General features: G+C 72.7%; 13 protein-coding genes and 2 pseudogenes. 13 read left to right on the top strand and 2 right to left on the bottom strand.

Annotated elements, in window-relative coordinates; translation table 11 throughout:
* From AQJ67_RS07455 to AQJ67_RS07410, 11 genes and pseudogenes are all read left to right on the top strand, one after another.
* Window positions 1-2,097, top strand: a complete 2,097-nt coding sequence (locus AQJ67_RS07455; protein WP_244190378.1) for a glycosyltransferase — start codon at window positions 1-3, stop codon at window positions 2,095-2,097.
* The gene (locus AQJ67_RS07450) at window positions 2,090-3,235 is read left to right on the top strand and encodes a sugar phosphate nucleotidyltransferase (protein ID WP_062717244.1); all 1,146 of its coding nucleotides are present in this window, start codon (window positions 2,090-2,092) and stop codon (window positions 3,233-3,235) included. The genes AQJ67_RS07455 and AQJ67_RS07450 overlap by 8 nt, the downstream gene beginning before the upstream one ends.
* Window positions 3,232-4,152, top strand: coding sequence for a carbohydrate kinase family protein (locus tag AQJ67_RS07445; protein WP_062717243.1), 921 nt, complete (start codon window positions 3,232-3,234; stop codon window positions 4,150-4,152). Before AQJ67_RS07450 ends, AQJ67_RS07445 begins: the two co-directional genes overlap by 4 nt.
* A pseudogene (locus AQJ67_RS49065) lies at window positions 4,070-5,608 on the top strand (glycosyltransferase); the annotation flags it as partial. The gene AQJ67_RS07445 and the pseudogene AQJ67_RS49065, both read left to right, overlap by 83 nt.
* A gap of 792 nt (window positions 5,609-6,400) precedes the next feature.
* Window positions 6,401-7,264, top strand: coding sequence for an HAD family hydrolase (locus AQJ67_RS49060; protein ID WP_062717508.1), 864 nt, complete (start codon window positions 6,401-6,403; stop codon window positions 7,262-7,264).
* On the top strand, window positions 7,261-9,375 hold the full coding sequence (malQ, locus tag AQJ67_RS07435; protein ID WP_062717242.1) for a 4-alpha-glucanotransferase: 2,115 nt from the start codon (window positions 7,261-7,263) through the stop codon (window positions 9,373-9,375). The genes AQJ67_RS49060 and malQ overlap by 4 nt, the downstream gene beginning before the upstream one ends.
* Window positions 9,347-10,528, top strand: coding sequence for a sedoheptulose 7-phosphate cyclase (locus AQJ67_RS07430; protein WP_062717241.1), 1,182 nt, complete (start codon window positions 9,347-9,349; stop codon window positions 10,526-10,528). The genes malQ and AQJ67_RS07430 overlap by 29 nt, the downstream gene beginning before the upstream one ends.
* Entirely contained in the window at window positions 10,525-10,899 is a 375-nt protein-coding gene (locus AQJ67_RS07425) for a cupin domain-containing protein (RefSeq protein ID WP_062717240.1), read from the top strand. The genes AQJ67_RS07430 and AQJ67_RS07425 overlap by 4 nt, the downstream gene beginning before the upstream one ends.
* Window positions 10,880-11,935 (top strand): ROK family protein, encoded by a 1,056-nt coding sequence (locus tag AQJ67_RS07420; protein ID WP_062717239.1) that lies wholly within the window; start codon window positions 10,880-10,882, stop codon window positions 11,933-11,935. The genes AQJ67_RS07425 and AQJ67_RS07420 overlap by 20 nt, the downstream gene beginning before the upstream one ends.
* Window positions 11,932-12,864 (top strand): SDR family oxidoreductase, encoded by a 933-nt coding sequence (locus AQJ67_RS07415; RefSeq protein ID WP_062717238.1) that lies wholly within the window; start codon window positions 11,932-11,934, stop codon window positions 12,862-12,864. The genes AQJ67_RS07420 and AQJ67_RS07415 overlap by 4 nt, the downstream gene beginning before the upstream one ends.
* 142 nt (window positions 12,865-13,006) lie before the next feature.
* Window positions 13,007-13,486, top strand: a complete 480-nt coding sequence (locus tag AQJ67_RS07410; RefSeq protein WP_062717237.1) for a SpoIIE family protein phosphatase — start codon at window positions 13,007-13,009, stop codon at window positions 13,484-13,486.
* A 32-nt stretch (window positions 13,487-13,518) separates the two neighbouring features.
* Here AQJ67_RS07410 and AQJ67_RS07405 read toward each other — a convergent pair.
* Window positions 13,519-14,329: pseudogene (locus AQJ67_RS07405) on the bottom strand (universal stress protein).
* Between the two features lie 332 nt (window positions 14,330-14,661).
* On the opposite strand from AQJ67_RS07405, the gene AQJ67_RS07400 reads away from it, so the two are divergent.
* Together AQJ67_RS07400 and AQJ67_RS07395 are read left to right on the top strand one after the other, a co-directional pair.
* Entirely contained in the window at window positions 14,662-15,072 is a 411-nt protein-coding gene (locus tag AQJ67_RS07400) for an ATP-binding protein (RefSeq protein ID WP_062717236.1), read from the top strand.
* 136 nt (window positions 15,073-15,208) lie between these two features.
* Complete coding sequence (locus tag AQJ67_RS07395) at window positions 15,209-15,571, top strand: ArsR/SmtB family transcription factor (RefSeq protein ID WP_062717235.1); 363 nt, start codon at window positions 15,209-15,211, stop codon at window positions 15,569-15,571.
* A gap of 97 nt (window positions 15,572-15,668) precedes the next feature.
* On the opposite strand, the gene AQJ67_RS07390 is transcribed toward AQJ67_RS07395, so the two are convergent.
* On the bottom strand, window positions 15,669-15,914 hold the full coding sequence (locus tag AQJ67_RS07390) for a hypothetical protein (RefSeq protein WP_062717234.1): 246 nt from the start codon (window positions 15,912-15,914) through the stop codon (window positions 15,669-15,671).
* Window positions 15,915-16,030 lie beyond the last annotated feature (116 nt).

Raw genomic sequence — 16,030 nt, 5'->3', positions numbered from 1 at the left:
GTGACCGAGCCCCGCATGCACGTCATCGAGACCTACTTCGAATGCTGCGGCTTCGACCACACCTTCCTCCAGGGCGGCACCTCGGTGTACCTGTGGAACCTGTCCCGGGAGTTCGCCGCGCGCGGCCACCGGGTCTCCATCGTCACCCCCGCCCACGGCAGGCTCGACGACCTGCGTCGCAGATACCCGGTGGAGGACCTCGACTACGCCGACGAGTACGAACTGCCGCTGGTCCTCGACCCGGACGTATGGCACGGATTCCCCGCCGAGGAGCACCTGGCCCTGCGCACCACCGCGCACCGTATCCGCCTCGACGGCGTGGACCTGTACTTCCTCTCCAACGACCACCTCGACCGGCTCCCGGACACCTTCTACCCGCCGTACTCCACCAAGGGCCGCGACCTGGTCTTCTTCAAGCCGCTGGTCTTCCAGGTGGACAGCGTGCGCTTCCTGCGCCACTGGTTCGCCGAGGAGAAGGCGCTGGTCCACGCCCACGAGCCCTACTACCACTACCTGGTGCCGGCCGCGCTGCGCGACGACCCGCTGAAACTCGTCGTCAGCACGGTGCAGAGCAACATGCCGATCGCGAAGAAGGTCTACGCGCCCGAGGTCCGCAGACTCCTCCGCCTCCTGGGCGCCGAACACCATCTCCCGCCCGAGGATCCGGCGGCCGGTGCTCCCGAACTCGAAGTGGTCCGCCAGTACCAGCAACTGACCCATCTGCACTACGAGTACCCGCCCGACCACGTGGCCCCCTACCAACTGGTCCTGGAGAACGCCGACCTGATCGACTTCCTCTCACCCGGCCAGCTCGACTTCTACGCCTCCTTCCGCGACACCCCCTTCGAAGCCCTCTTCACCCACCTGCCCATCGCCCGCGCCGTCCGCGAGAACGCGCACAAGATGTTCGTCGGAGGCTGCGCGATCTCCGACCAGTGGCTGGCCTGGGATCCCCAAGAGGTGGACCGGGCACGGGTGTTGGGTGACCTCGGACTGGACCCGGCCCTGCCGACCTTCTTCCACAACGCGCGCTACGCCCTCAACCACAAGGGCCAGCTGGAGCTGATACGCGCCGTGGACCGGGTGCTCGGCGACGGGCTCGCCGCCAACTTCGTGGTGCGCTGCATCTCCGGCGCCCCCCTCGACGACCCGTACTTCCGGGAGGTCGCCGAACGCCATCGCGGACGGCTCCACCTGGAGTGGGAGCGGGTGGACGAGCGGACGGTGTTCGAGTACGCGGCGGCCGCCGACTTCTGCCTCTTCCCGTCCAAGTTCGAGATGGACACCTTCCTCATCGCCCAGGGCGAGGCGATGGTCTGCGGCGCGGTGCCCATCGCCACGGCCCAGGAAGGCATGGCGCACTTCCTGCACGCCCGGCCCGAGCCGCAGACCACCGGCTTCGCCGTCAACCGCTCCTTCACCGAGGACGACCCCCTGCTCACCGACGCCCTCGTCGCGCGCATCCGCGAGGCGGTGACGCTGTGGTCCGAGGACCCGGCCCGCCACCGGGAGCTGTCGGCCCGCGCGGCAGCCGTCGCCCGGCAGTTCACCTGGGAGCAGTGCGCGGACCTGCACCTGGCCGCGTTCGGCCGACTGTGGCGCGGCGAGCCGGACGTGCTGCCGGCCGAACGGGCCCTGCGGCACGGCTGGTTCGACCTGCTGAAGGACGAGGAGATCACCGCGGAGGCGGCAGTGGCCCACGGCGACCTGGCGGCGTACGAACGCCGGGCCCCGCTCGACGAGGCGGCTGCCCGACGCTTCTTCCGCACCGCGTGGGAGCGGGCCGACTTCGCCACCTGCGAGCAGATCGTGGACCGCCACCCCGCTGCCGTGACAGACGAGGAGGCACGGGGCGTGCGCGAGCGGTCCTCGACCGCCCCCGACGGCACCCTCGTCTACCGCCTGCCGCATGCCGAGCGGGTAGAGGCGGTGACGCCCGCCCCGCGCGGCACGGCGACCCGAGCGCTGCCCGAGGTCCGCGCGCTGCTGCGCACCGCACCCGGCGAGTTCGAGGGACCGCCACCGGCCCCCGAGGCCAGGCTGCTGCTGACGCTGGCCTCCGGCCGGGTCGCCTGGGACGAGGTTCGTCATGGCTGAGCGGGGAGGGGTGCGTGCCGTCCTGCTCGCGGGCGGCGAGGGTCGACGTATGGGCCCCCTGGGCGCCGGACGCCTGAAGCCTCTCGTCCCGTACGGCGGCACCTGCCGGCTGATCGACTTCAGCCTCTTCAACGCGCGGGCCTCGGGGGTGGGGGAGGTGCTGCTGCTGTCCCAGTACGAGGAGCGTCAACTCATGGACGACCTGCACCGGTTGTGGAACCGGGAGGCCGGATTCCGGGTGCACTTCGGACCGTACGACGACGCCTACCGGGCGGCGGCGGACGTACTCCCCGGCGCGCTTCCCGACGAGTTGCCCGAACGCACCTGGCCGGCCGAGCGGGGCACCGCCGACGCCCTGATCCGCAAGGCCGCCCACGTCTTCGGCGGCGGCCGTGAGCAGGTGCTCGTCCTGCACGCCGACCACGTCTACCGGTACGACTACCGGCAGCTGATCGCCGAACACCGCGCCTCCGGGGCCGCCCTGACCGTCGCCTACCAGCGCATCGAACGCCGCTGGGTCCACCTGTTCGGGATGGTCCGCTTCGACGGCGACGGCCGGCTCACCGAGTTCGTGGAGAAACCCGCCGAACCGACCAGCGACCTGGTGTTCGCCGCGTTCTGCGTCTTCGACGCCGAGGTACTCCACCGCTATCTGGAGAAATTGGACGGCACCGACTGGCAGCACGACATCAGCCGGGACGTCATCCCGGCGATGCTCGCGGCCGGCGAGCACATCCGCGGTCACGAGGTGTACGGCCACTGGGAGGACATCGGCACCGTCGAGCGCTACCACCGGGCCCATCTCACGCTCGCCGCCGCCGGACCGCGGGCGGCGCTCCCGGTCGAGCGGATGCCCCGCACCATCCGGCCCGGGGTGGACCGCGGCTGGGTGGCCGACGCCTCCGGCGTGGTCGCGTCGTTGGTCCCGGCGGACCTCGTCAACGAAGGCCGCGTGGAGCACAGCGTGCTGTTCCCCGGCGTACGCGTCGGGGCGGGCGCACGGGTCCGGCGCAGCGTGGTGCTGCCCGGCGCCGTGATCCGCCCCGGCCAGGACATCGACTCGGCGGTGGTCCTGGAGAACGGACATGTGCAGCGGGTCGAGGACTCCGCGGCCGTCATGGAAGGAACCCGAACATGAGCCTGCCCCACTACGACGTCCTGGTGGTCGGCGGAGCCGGTGTCGACACCGTCGTACGCGTCGACGCGCTGCGCATCCCGCCCGGCGACTCGCTGCACGTGCCCCCGGTGTACGACTACGTGGCCCACACCGGCAACGGAGTCGCGCTCGGCTGGCACGCCCTGGGCCTGACCACCAAGTTCATCGACTTCCTCGGCGACGACCCGCAGGGCCACGCGGTCCTCGCCGCGTACGCCCGGCACGGGCTCGACTTCAGCCACGTGGTGTCCCCGCACGGCACGCCGCGCGGCGTCAACCTGGTCGACGCGCAGGGCCGCCGCTTCTCCTTCTACGACTCCCGGCACCCGGTGGACCTCCGTCTGCCCCGCGACTTCTACCTGCCGCACCTGGAGCGGACACGCCACGTCCACCTCTCCATCATCGGGCACAACCGCGACCTCTACGAGGACATCCACCGGCTGGGCCTGACCAGCTCCACCGACCTGCACGACTGGGACGGCGTCAACCCGCACCACCGCACCTACGCCCTCTCCTCCGACTACGTCTTCCTGAGCGCCGCGGCCGTCCACGACCGCCTCGACGAGGTTCTGCACGGCATCCTCGACGAGGGCAGGGCCCGGTTCGTCGTCGCCACGGACGGCGCGGACGGCTGCCATCTGCTGGTGCGCGGCGAGGCCAAGGTGCGGCACTTCCCCGCGGTGCGGCCCGAGCGGCCGGTGGTCGACAGCAACGGCGCCGGCGACGCCTTCGTCACCGCCTTCCTGCACGCCCACTTCGAGGGCCGGACGATGGACGAGTGCGTCCTGGCCGGGTCCGTGTCGGGAGCGTTCGCCTGTGCCAGTGCCGGCACCCACACCGAGTTCATCGACCTGCCCGGCCTGCGCGCGGCCTGCGCCCGCGCGAGCACGGCGGAGTGAGGGAGCGCCCCAGGTGCACATCATCACCTTCTCCTTCGAATGCGGGGGCTTCGACGGCCGCCTGATGCGCGGCGGCCTGTCCCCGCTCGTGTGGAACCTCTCCCGCGAGTACGCCGCACGCGGCCACCGCGTCTCCCTGGTCACGCCCGCGCACGGCCACCTGGAGGCGCTGCGGCAGCGGTACGACCTACGCGAACTCGACTACCGCGACACCCACACGGTCCCGCTGGTGCCGGACCCCAAGGTGTGGCCGGACCAGCCCGCCGAGATCCTGCTCGACCTGGACACCCGCGCGCATCTGCTGCGGCTGGACGGCGTCGACGTGTACCTGCTGTCCGACTCCCATCTGGACCTGCTGCCGGACCGGCTCTACCCGCCTCCGGCCACCGAGGGCCGGGACCTGGCGTTCTTCAAGCCACTGGTGTTCCAGGTGGACGGCCTGCGGTTCCTGCGGCGGTATCTGGGGGAGGGGCCGGCAGACGGGTCGGCAGGGGACGGTCCGGCGGTGGTGCACGGCTTCGAGCCCGCCTACCACTACCTGCTGCCCACGGTCCTCGCCGCCGACGACCGCTACCGGACCGTGAGCACGGTCGCCGCGAACGCCCCCGTCACCCAGAAGGTCTACCGGCCGCAGGTGCGGCGGCTCCTGGACCTGTTCGGCGTGCACGGAGTGGATCTCGACGCGCTCGACGGGCCGCCGCCCGCCGAGGACTCCCCGGCGGCGACCGTGGCCCGCGCCCTGGCCGGTACCCGGATGCACGTCGAGCACGGCCCGGACCACGTCGGTGTGTTCCCGCTGATCGCCGTCGACGCGGACCTGATCGACTTCGTCTCCCCGGGCCAGCGCGAGCATTACGTCACCTGGGCGGACACACCGGTCGAGGCCCTGTTCGCCTCGCTGCCCGTGGCACGCCGGCTGCGTGAACGCGCGGACCGGCTGCTGGCCGGCGGATGCGGTATCGCCGACAGCTGGCTGGCCCGCGACCCCGAGGCAGTCGACCGGAGCGCGGTCCGCCGTGAGCTGGGCCTGACGGTCTCCGGGCCGGTCTTCTCCCACGTGGCCCGCTACGCGGTGCACCACAAAGGCCAGTTGGAGCTGATGCGGGCGGTCGAGGAGGTGGTGGCCGCCGACCCGGACGTCGGGTTCGTGATCCGCTGCGCGACCGGGGGAGGCGGCGACGGCCCGGCGGTCGTCGCGAACGCCGCGTTCCAGCGGCTCGCCGACCGGCATCCGGGTCAGGTCCACCTGGACTGGCGGCTCGCCGACGAGGAGACACTCTTCAGGCAGGCCACGAGCGCCGACTTCTGTCTCTTCCCCTCCAAATACGAGCTCGACGGCTTCCTCATCGCCCAGGCCGAGGCCATGGCCTGCGGTGCGGTGCCGATCGCCACGGCCCAGCGGGTGACCTCCCACTTCGGACACCAGCGGCCCCTCGACGCCCCGGACGCCACCGGCTTCTCGGTGCCCGGTTCCTTCCGCGACGACGACCACGACCTCGCCCGTGCCCTCGCGGAGCGAATACGCCAAGCCGTGACGGTCTTCCGCACGGCACCCGACACCTACGCCCGTCTGTCGGCCAACGCCCGCCGCCTGGGCCGCTCGTTCACCTGGGCCCGCAGCGCCGAACTGCGTCTGACGGCCTACGAGCGACTGATTCGCGGCGAGCGCAAGCGCCCCGCCGTCGGCGAACAGGGCGACGAACTCGTCGGTGAACTGGTCGAGCGGGGCTGGCTGGACGTGCTGCCCCCCACCGCCCACACCGAACACCGGGACCTGATCGTCCGCGCGGCGACGGAACACGGTGACGCCGACGCCCTCGCCCGTGCCCTCGGGCGCGACATCGACGACCTGGACGCTGCCACCTGGGAGCGGCTGTTCGACGCGGCCCACCGCCGGGCGGACTTCGCCCGCTGCGGCGAACTGGCCCGGCGGGCAGGCAGGTCGGACCTGAGCGCCCGGCTGAAGGGCCGGTTCCGTCTCGCCGTCGATCCGGACGGCACCTGGCGGGTGCGCTACAGCCACCCCGAAGCGGCCCGCGTGGAGGTCGTGGACGAAGTACCCGGTACCACCGCCGGTGAGAGCCCCCCGGCCCCCGCACTGGAGTCCGCCGCCGAGACCCTCGCCTCCGACGAACCATCACCTCCGGCCACCGGCGCCGCCCTGCGACCGCTCACCGCCGAAGGCGACGGCGACGGCGTGTTCACGGGAGCCCTGGACGGGCCGCCCATCGCGGGCCACGCCCTGGCCATGGTCACGCTCCGCTCCGGCCGGATCGTCTGGGACGCCGTGCCGGTCCCAGAGCCCGCGTTCCGGCTCGTGGCGACCGACCTGGACGGCACGCTGTTGCGCAGCGACCTGACGGTGTCCGCGCGCACCCGCCGCGCCCTGGACCTGGTCACCGCGTCCGGCGCCCACCACCTGGTGGTCACCGGCCGCCCGGCGGTGGCCTGCAAGCACCTTCTGGAGAACCTCGGCTACCGGGGGCTCGCGGTGTGCGGCCAGGGCGCGCAACTGTACGACGCCGGCGCCGACCGTCTGTTGTCCTCGCTGGCCCTGGACCGCGACCTCGCCCGCAGTGTCGTCGACCGGGTCGAGGCGGAACTCGGCCGGCTGGAACTGGGCATCGTCACCTCGCCTCCGGAGAGCCGGTTCAAGGTCACCGCGGGCTTCGGGGAGCGGGTTCGGCACGGCTGGGACCTGACCACCGACCGTGATCTGCTGTGGACCTCGCCCATCGACAAGCTGATCCTGCACCACCCGGACGTCGACGAGGACCGCCTGGCGGCCGTCACCCGCGAGCTGACGGGCGGCGAGGTGACCGTCGTGCACTCCGTCAAGGGCATGGTGGAGGTCCTGCCCGCGGGCACCGACAAGGGCACCGGCGTCGCCCGCGCCGCCGAACTGCTCGGCTTCACCGGCGCCGACACCGTGGCCTTCGGCGACATGCCCAACGACATCCCGCTGCTGGCGTGGGCCGCGCACGGCGTGGCCGTCGCGGGCGCCCACCAGGACCTGCGGGCGATGGCCGACGAAGTGGCTCCCGGCAACGACGAGGACGGGGTCGCCGCCGTCCTCGAACGCCTCTTCACGCCGCTGGAGGAAGGCCCGTGAAGCCGCCCACCTCCACACCCGACGCCTCCCTGCGGGAACTGGCCCGCGCGCACGGCGTGAGCACCGAGTACACCACCGACCGGGGCCATAGGATCACCGTCGCCGCGGACACGCTGGTCAGCGTCCTGGCCGCGTGCGGCGTGGACGCGAGCACCCCGGACGCCGCCCGACACGCTCTCGCCGTCCGCCGTACGGCGGACGCGCACCGGCTGCTGCCGGCCTGCGCCGTGGTCCGCGCAGGGTCGCCGGGGTCGCTCCCGTCGCTGCGGCTGCCCCCCGACGCCGAGGTCCGGGTCGCCCTGGAAGGCGGCGGCGAAGCAGCGCTCACCGCCCCGCTGCCACCCGGCGCCCACGTCCTGCACGTGCGCGCCGGCGCACGGCGGGCATCCGCCCCCCTGCTGTCGGTGCCCGACCGCGTACCCGTGCCCGAGCGGCGCGGCTGGGGCTTCCTGATCCAGCTGTACTCGGTGCTCTCCCGCAGATCCTGGGGCATGGGCGATCTGGCCGACCTCGCGGAGCTGGCCGCCTGGTCAGGCCGTGAACTGGCCGCCGACTTCGTGCAGTTGGGACCCCTGCACGCGGTGGAGCCCGGGCCGCTGCCCGATCCCTCGCCGTACCGGCCGAGTTCGCGGCGCTTCGCCGACCCGATGCACGTGCGGGTGGAGGACGTGCCGGAATACCGGTATCTCGCCGGGGAGGCCCGCTGGGCGGTGGACGCCTGTGCCGCCCGAGCCAGGGTGCTCAACGGGCGCGTACTGCGCGGCGAGACGCTGATCGACCGGGAGAGCGTACGCGCGCTCAAGCACCAGGCGCTGCGCCACGTGTACGAGGTGCCGTTGACGCCGGGCCGCCGGGCGGCGCTGCAGGACTTCGTCGCCCGGGAGGGCGAGGACCTGACGCACTTCGCGACCTGGTGCGCGCTGGCCGACGTCCACGGCCGCTCCTGGCGGTCCTGGCCCGACGGGCTGCGCGACCCGCGCTCGCCGCGGGTGGCTGCGGCGCGGGCGGAACTGGCCGACGAAGTCGCGTTCCACCAGTGGCTGGCGTGGATCACCGACGAGCAGCTCGCCGCGGCTCAACAGGCGGCGAAGGACGTCGGCATGGACATCGGCCTGGTGCACGACCTCGCGGTGGGCGTCGCACCCGAGGGGGCGGACGCCTGGGCGCTGCAGCACTGTCTGGCCGACCGGATGAGCGTCGGGGCCCCGCCGGACGACTTCAATCCGCTCGGCCAGGACTGGGGCCAGCCGCCGTGGCGGCCCGACGCGCTGGCCGCCGAGGGATACCGGCCGCTCGCCGGGCTGCTGCGGGCCGGCATGCGGCACGCCGGTGCCCTGCGGGTCGACCACGTCATGGGCCTGTTCCGGCTGTGGTGGGTGCCCGAGGGCCGCCCGCCGGCCGAGGGGACGTACGTCCGCTACGACGCCGAGGCCATGCTCGGCGTGCTGCTGCTGGAGGCGCACCGGGCCAAAGTGGCGGTGATCGGCGAGGACCTCGGCACGGTCGAGCGCGGGGTCCGCGAGCAGCTGGCCGCGCGCGGCGTACTCGGCACCTCCGTGCAGCGGTTCGAGTACCTGGGCGGCTCGGAAGGACGGCACGGCCCGCTGCCGCCGGAGCGGTGGCGCACCAACTGTCTGGCCACCCTGACCACCCACGACCTGCCCACCACCGCGGCCTGGCTGACCGGCGAGCACGTCGACCTGCGTGCCCGGCTGGGTCTGCTGACCCGCCCGGAATCCGAGGAGAAGGCGGAGGCGGCGGCCGAACGGGACGGATGGCTGGCGGAGTTGCGCCGGCTGGGGCTGCTGCCCGACGCCGAGGGCGAGGTCGTCGCCCTGCACCGTTTTCTGACCCGTACGCCGTCGACGCTGCTCGGGGTGTGGCTGCCGGACGCCACCGGTGACCGCCGGCCCCAGAACCTCCCCGGCACCGCGGACGTGCACCCCAACTGGCGGCTGCCGGTGGCCGACCGGCACGGCCGGCCGGTGCCCCTCGACGACCTGGCCGGCCATCCCGACGTACAGGCTCTCGCCCGCGTGTTCACCGCCGGCGGACCGAACGCAACGAAGACCGAGGAGAGAGATGTCAGGCCAGGCCCTTGCTCGGGTTGAGGGAGTCCATGGTGAGGGGGTCCACGAGGACCCCGGCGGCTTCGACCTGCTGGCACCGGACGGCACGCGCTACCGCGTGGACGTCACCGACGGAGTGCTCGACCCGCACAACCCGCTGCTCGCTGGGTACGTGGAGGGCCGCCGGGTGGTCGCCTTCGTCGGCCCCACCGTGGACCGCCTCTACGGTGACCGGCTGCGCGCCTATCTCAACGCCCGTCTGGAGCCCGGGAGTTGGAGCGTGCACACCATCGACAGCGGCGAACGGAGCAAGACCCTGGAGTCGGCGGAACGGGTGTGCGCCATCGCCAAGGAGACCGGGCTCGACCGGCACGGCGTGATGCTCGCCGTGGGTGGCGGGATAGTCGCCGACGTCGTGGGCTTCGCGGCCTCGATGTACTCCCGCGGCATCCGCTACATCAAGGTCAACACCACCCTGGTGGGGCAGGTGGACGTCGGCGTCGGCGTGAAGACCGGCGTCAACGCGCTGAACACCAAGAACATGTTCGGCGCCTACCACCCGGCGCACGCCTCGCTCAACGACCCGGCCCTGCTCGCCACCCTGCCGGCCCGCGAGATCCGCTGCGGCCTGGCGGAGATCGTGAAGATGGCCGTGATCCTGGACGCCGACCTGTTCCGGGCGCTGGAGGAACACCCGGACGCCTTCCAGCGGTCCACCGACGGCGCGTTCGAGACGTACGTCGTACGCACCTCCATGCGGCTGATGATGGAGGAGCTCTGCCCCAACCTCAGGGAGCACGACCTGGCCCGGCTCGTCGACTTCGGGCACACCTTCAGCCCGGTGATCGAGACGGCGGGCGGCCACCGCCTGGAACACGGCGAGGCGGTCGCCGTCGACATGGCACTGTCGGCGCACCTGGCCCGGCTGCTGGGGCTCCTCGACGAGGAGAGCTGCGAGCGGGTGGTGAACCTGTTGCGCCGTATCGGCCTGCCCGTGTTCGACCCGGACACCTGCACACCCGAGCTGATGACGCAGGCGCTGCGGGCGTCCTGGCAGCGCCGCGGCCGCAAGCTGCACCTGGTGGTGCCGACCGGCATCGGTAAGGCGGACTTCGTGGAGCAGTTGGAGGACGTTCCGGCGGACGTGCTGCGGGGCGCGCTGGACGCCCTGGCGCAGGCGGGAGGCACTCGATGAGCAGCGACGACGTACGGAACCTCGACCAGCTCCTGACGGGCAAGGAGCACGACCACGGCGGACTCGGCACGATCCTCGCCCACCGCCTGTTCACCCGCGCCGAGGGCGCCCCGGGAGCGGAGTTCATCGACATCGCCGTGCTGCCGCCCGGCACCTCCGTCGGACGCCACCGGCACGGCCGGGACCGTGAGACGTACGTGGTGCTCAGCGGTAGCGGCCTGATGTACCGGGACGGAGCGGAGTTCCGTGTCGGCGCCGGCGACGTCGTCGTCAACCGCCCGTACGGAGAGCACGGCCTCGTCAACGACTCGGCCGCCGAACTGTGGCTTCTGGTCTTCGAGGAGGAGCTCCATGACCGTCCCGCAGCCTGAATCCGCGGCCTTCGACGGCGCGTTCACCGTGCTCGACGTGGGAGGTACGACACTGCGCACCGGGAGCTACGACCCGGTGACGTCGACCGTCTCCCGGGTGCGCCGGGTGCCGGTCGAGGGCAGGGTCCGCCATCCGCGGGACTCCGTGGCCGCCCTGCAGGAGCGGGTCGTGGACCAGATCGTCCAGGAGACGGCCCGGCACGCCGAGGGCGCGGCTCCCCGGGCCGTCGCAGTGGCCTTCGCCGGGCCGATCTCGGCCGCAGGACTCGTCCTGGCCGCTCCCACGGTGTGGGGGCGCCGCGGCGACCCGCTGCCCCTCGGCCGGCTGCTGACGGAACGGATCGGCGCACCGGTCGTCGTCGTCAACGACCTGACCGCCGCCGCGTGGCGCTACGCGGCGACCGAGACCGAGCCCTTCTGTCTGCTGACGGTCAGTTCCGGCATCGGCAACAAGGTCTTCCGGGCCGGCGAAGTGCTGCTGGACGCGGACGGACACGGCGGCGAACTCGGCCACTGGGTGTGCGACCCCTCCCCGACGGCCCCGTTGTGCGACTGCGGCGGGCGCGGACATCTCGGCGCCGTCGCTTCCGGGCGGGGCGCGCTGGCCGCGGTCCGCCGCGCGGCCGACGCCGACCCGGCCGGCTTCGCCCGCTCCCGGCTCGCCGCGCTGTGCGACGGCCGCGCCGACGCCGTCGACAACCCGGCGGTCGCCGCCGCGGTCCGGGACGGCGACGCCTTCACCACCGAGGTGCTGCGAGGCACTCTCACCCACCTCGCGCAGGCCGTGGGTGCGGTCTTCACGTCGATCGGGGTGTGCCGGTACATCCTGATCGGAGGTTTCGCCCTGGCGGTCGGCGAACGCTACCGGGAGCTGCTGGTCGCCGAACTGGTGCGCCTGGGCTGCTTCGGGCTCGACGCGCACGCGGTCGACGCCCTGGTGTCGCTGGGCAGCCCGGACGACGACCACGGCCTGATCGGCGCCGGCAGGCTGCTGGCCCACCGCATGGCGGTGCCCACCCCGGCGGGCGCGCGATGAGCGCCGGGAGTCCGGCAGACGGAACCCTCGTCGTAGGCGCCGGTTTCGTCGGCACGGGCATCGCGCGACGGCTGGCCGCGGCGGGCGAGGCCGTCACCGTCACCTCACGGAGCCGTCCCGGGCATCCGCTGCCCACCGGCGTCCGGTGGCAGCCCCTGGACGCCACCGACGCCGCGGCGTGCCACCGGCTCCTGGCCCGGCTGAGACCGCGCCGCGTGGTCCTGGTGCACGGCCCGTCCGATGTCACCTGGTGCGAGGAGCAACCGGAACAGGCCGTCGCGGCGCACACCGTGGCGACCGCCAACGTCGCCTCGGCGGCGGGTGACGCCCGCGTGCTGATGATCTCCACCGACAACGTCTTCGACGGATCCCGCCCCTACAACGCCGAGGACACCCCGGTGGCGCCTGCCAACGCCTACGGCCGCGCCAAGCTGAGCGCGGAGGAGACCCTGCTCGACGCGGCCACGGACCCGGTGGTGCTGCGGGTCAGCCTCGTCTACGGCCACGAACCGGTGGACGCCGGCAAGTGGCTCAACTTCTTCGCCGCGTGCGCCCACCGGCTCCTGCGCGGCGAACCCGTCACGGTGCCCCACGACCAGTGGACGACACCGGTACTCGTGGACGACGTGGCCGAGGTGACGGCGGCGGTTCTGGACGCCGGGCAACCCGTGCCGACGGTCCTGCACCTGGGCGGCCCGGACCGGGTGAGCCGCGCCGCGTGGGCCTCGGTGGTCGCGGAGACTCTGGGCGCGCCGCCGCACCTGGTCGTTCCGACGCCCCGCGCCGGCACCCGGTACGCCTCCCGCCCGGAGAACACCTGCCTGTCCAGCTCCCTGCTCGGCCGGCTTCCGGCCACGGAGGCGATCACCGTACGCGGGGTGCGCGAGGGCGCCCTCGGCCTCGCGACGGCGTTCGCGTCCACGGGCTGACTCCGTCGGGGCCGAGCGGCTCCCCGTTTTCACCGGAAAGTGTCAGCGGATCGCGATCCGTCACGAACCTCGGAAACGTGGCGGGGAAAGGGCCGCGGCCGGTCGATGCCCGTTCGGCCGGTCACGAGACGACGACGAAGGGATGGCGGGCAAGGAGGACGAACCCGAACTGCCGGACGATGCCGCTGCCGATGCGACCCGGCGGCCGGATGTCCGGCTGGAAGAGATCGCCGCGCAGCTGCGGGAACTGGCCACCGCCAAGGACCGGCTGCAGGGTCTGCTGGACGCGGTGCTGGTGATCGGCCCCGACCGGCACACGGTGTACCTCGACGCCGAGCCGGGCCTGCCGCTCGCGGTCGACATCGACCAGGACCGCCCCGACCACGTCCGCCCCGACCACGTCCGCTCCGTGCCCGCCGGGGCCACCGTGCTCTTCTTCACCGACGGCCTCGTCGAACACCCCGACCGCTCCATCGACCAGGGCCTGGCCGAGCTCGCCGGACTCGCCGCCGACCGCGCGCACCTGCCGCTGGACGACTTCGTACGACACCTCGCCGACCACCATCCCGGCGACGGCCACGACGACATCGCCCTCCTGGCCCTGCGCACCCCGCGTGACTGAGACCGGCCAGGGGCGTGCCGGCGCCGGGCCGGTCACTCCTTGCCGCGGACGACCGCCACCGGGCAGTGCGCGTGATGCAGCACCGCCTGGCTCACCGAGCCCAGGAGCAGCCCGGCGAAGCCGCCGCGCCCTCGGGCTCCGACGACCATCAACTGGGCGTTCCCGCTCGCCTCGATCAGCTTCTCGCGGGGTTCGCCGCTCAGTACTTCCTGCCTGACCACGACGTCCGGATACCTCTCCGTGAAGCCGGTGAGCGCCTCGGCCAGCAGCCGCTCCGCGCTCTCCACACCGGTGCCGGGCGGTGCGTAGTCCGGCAGCCAGGCGTGCACGGCGTGGATCTCCGCCGTGCGCAACGCCGCCTCGGCGAAGGCGAACTCCACAGCCGTCCCGCCCATGGGGGAGCCGTCGACGGCCAGCACGATCGGCCCGGTGCCCGTCGGCTCCTCGCGGACCACCATCACCGGACACTCGGTGTGGGCGGCCAGGGACACCGCCGTCGAGCCCAGCAACATCCCGATGAAACCGCCGGCACCCCGTGCGCCGACGACCACCAGGTCCGCGGTCCGCGACTCGGCTCCCAGCACCTCCACCGCACCCCCCCGTCACGACCGCGTCGGTGACCTCCAGGCCGGGCGCCACCTCACGGGCGTGATCCGCAGCCTCACTGGTCAGCCGGTCGAGCCGTGCCGTATCCGGCTGTGCGTACATCGGCCTGCCCGGCAAGCTGAAGGCATGCACCGCATGCAGTCTCGCGCCACGCCGGCGGGCCTCCAGGGCGGCGGCTTCCACCGCGGTACGACACGACGCCGAGCCGTCCACTCCGACGACCACGAGCTTCCCCACGGGACCTCCTCAGCACCGGAGCGCGACCCCTCGCCCGTCCAAGGATCACTCCGGCCCCAGGTTGCTGCCACCCGGCCAGAAGACGGCCGCCCGCGGGAACCGAGGCAGAGCCGACCGGGACCCAAGACCTGCTGAATTGCATAATTTCGCAATTGGTTAGATGCTGTGGTGGCTGTGTCCGCTATCCGGTAGCCCGCGGACACAGCTTCTCGTGTCCGCCCCGGGGTGGGGCTCGTGGGGGAGGGGCGCGGTGGAGAAGCTGGAGCGGCGCGGAATCCGTGTCCTGGTCGCGCCCCATGACCCGGCTTCCGACCCGCCCGCATGGAGAGATGATGAGCTCCGTTCTCGAAGCCCTTCCGTACCGGCATGTGCTCACGCTGCCCAACGAGCCGTCCGCTGTCCGCCTCGCCCGCGAGACCGCCGAGCAGGCGCTGGTCGAGTGGGGGATAGGTCTGCACCGGCCCGTCGTGGACGCGGCGCTGCTGATCCTCAGCGAACTGGTGACCAACAGCGTCCGGCACGCCGCTGAGGAGTCCCCGCAGATCATGGTGGTGTACGCGGCGAGCGGCAGCCATCTGGCCTTCGCCGTGCACGACCGGCACACCCACCAGCCGCTGCTGGACCGAGCCGGCACCAGCACCGGTCTCGGCACGGTCGTGGAGCTCACCCGGCAACTCGGGGGCACGGCGGCCGTGCAGGGTGACGCCGACGGCAAGAGCATCTGGATCACCCTGCCCCTCTGACCCCGGCGGGCAGCATTTCGGCGCCGGGCGAGTGACAGGCGAAGATGGACCGCATGTCCGTGACGAGTGGGTGGATGCGAGAGGCCGGGGCCCGGCCGACGGGGCCGTGCCGTGGCGCCGGGGAGGCGACGGCACGATGAGCACGCCGCTGTACCAACTGAAGGCCGAGTTCTTCAAGACGCTCGGCCATCCGGCCCGTATCCGCGTTCTGGAGCTGCTGAGCGAGCGGGAGCACGCCGTCGCCGAAATGCTGCCCGAGATCGGCATCGAACCCGCGCATCTCTCCCAGCAGCTCGCCGTGCTGCGCCGGATGAACCTGGTCGTGACCCGCAAGGAGGGCTCGACCGTGTACTACTCGCTGACCAGCCCGCACGTGGCGGAACTGCTGCGGGTGGCGCGCACGATCCTGTCCGGGGTGCTGGCCGGTCAGGCGGAACTGCTCGCCGACCTGCGGGGCGGGCAGGGGGAGGCGAAACCCCACCCTGGCGCCGGTCTCTAGCCGACGCCGTACAGGCCGGCCCGTACCGACGGCTTCCCCTGCCCCGCACCGAGAGCATCGTGGTGCGGGGCGAGGGAATGAGACGTGGGCCGTGTCCTCAGAAGCCGGAGGCCTCGTCGAAGACCGAGCCGGACTGGCCGAAGCCCGAGGCGTCCTGCCCGAAACCGGACTCGTCCTGGTCGGAGTTGCTCTGGCCGAAGTCGGGGGCGGCCGGAGAGCTGGTCCCGGCCTCGACTCCGAAGCCGCCCGTCTCGTCGTGCTCGTCGGCGAGGGCCTGGCCCGCGCCTCCGAGCAGAACAGTCCCGGCGAACGCGAGGGCGGCCAGCGCGGTACGTGTACGCATAAGCGTCTCCTTCGGTAGGTGTGTGCTCGCGAGAGGTCTGCCGCCTGCCCGCGGACGGCAGACGCCGACGTGCTGACAAACACCCGAACAGGGGGCGCACATGGCACTACCGGCGG

It is taken from the genome of Streptomyces caeruleatus, assembly GCF_001514235.1.
GTDB lineage: Bacteria > Actinomycetota > Actinomycetes > Streptomycetales > Streptomycetaceae > Streptomyces > Streptomyces caeruleatus.
This window is presented reverse-complemented; position numbering and strand designations above follow the sequence as displayed.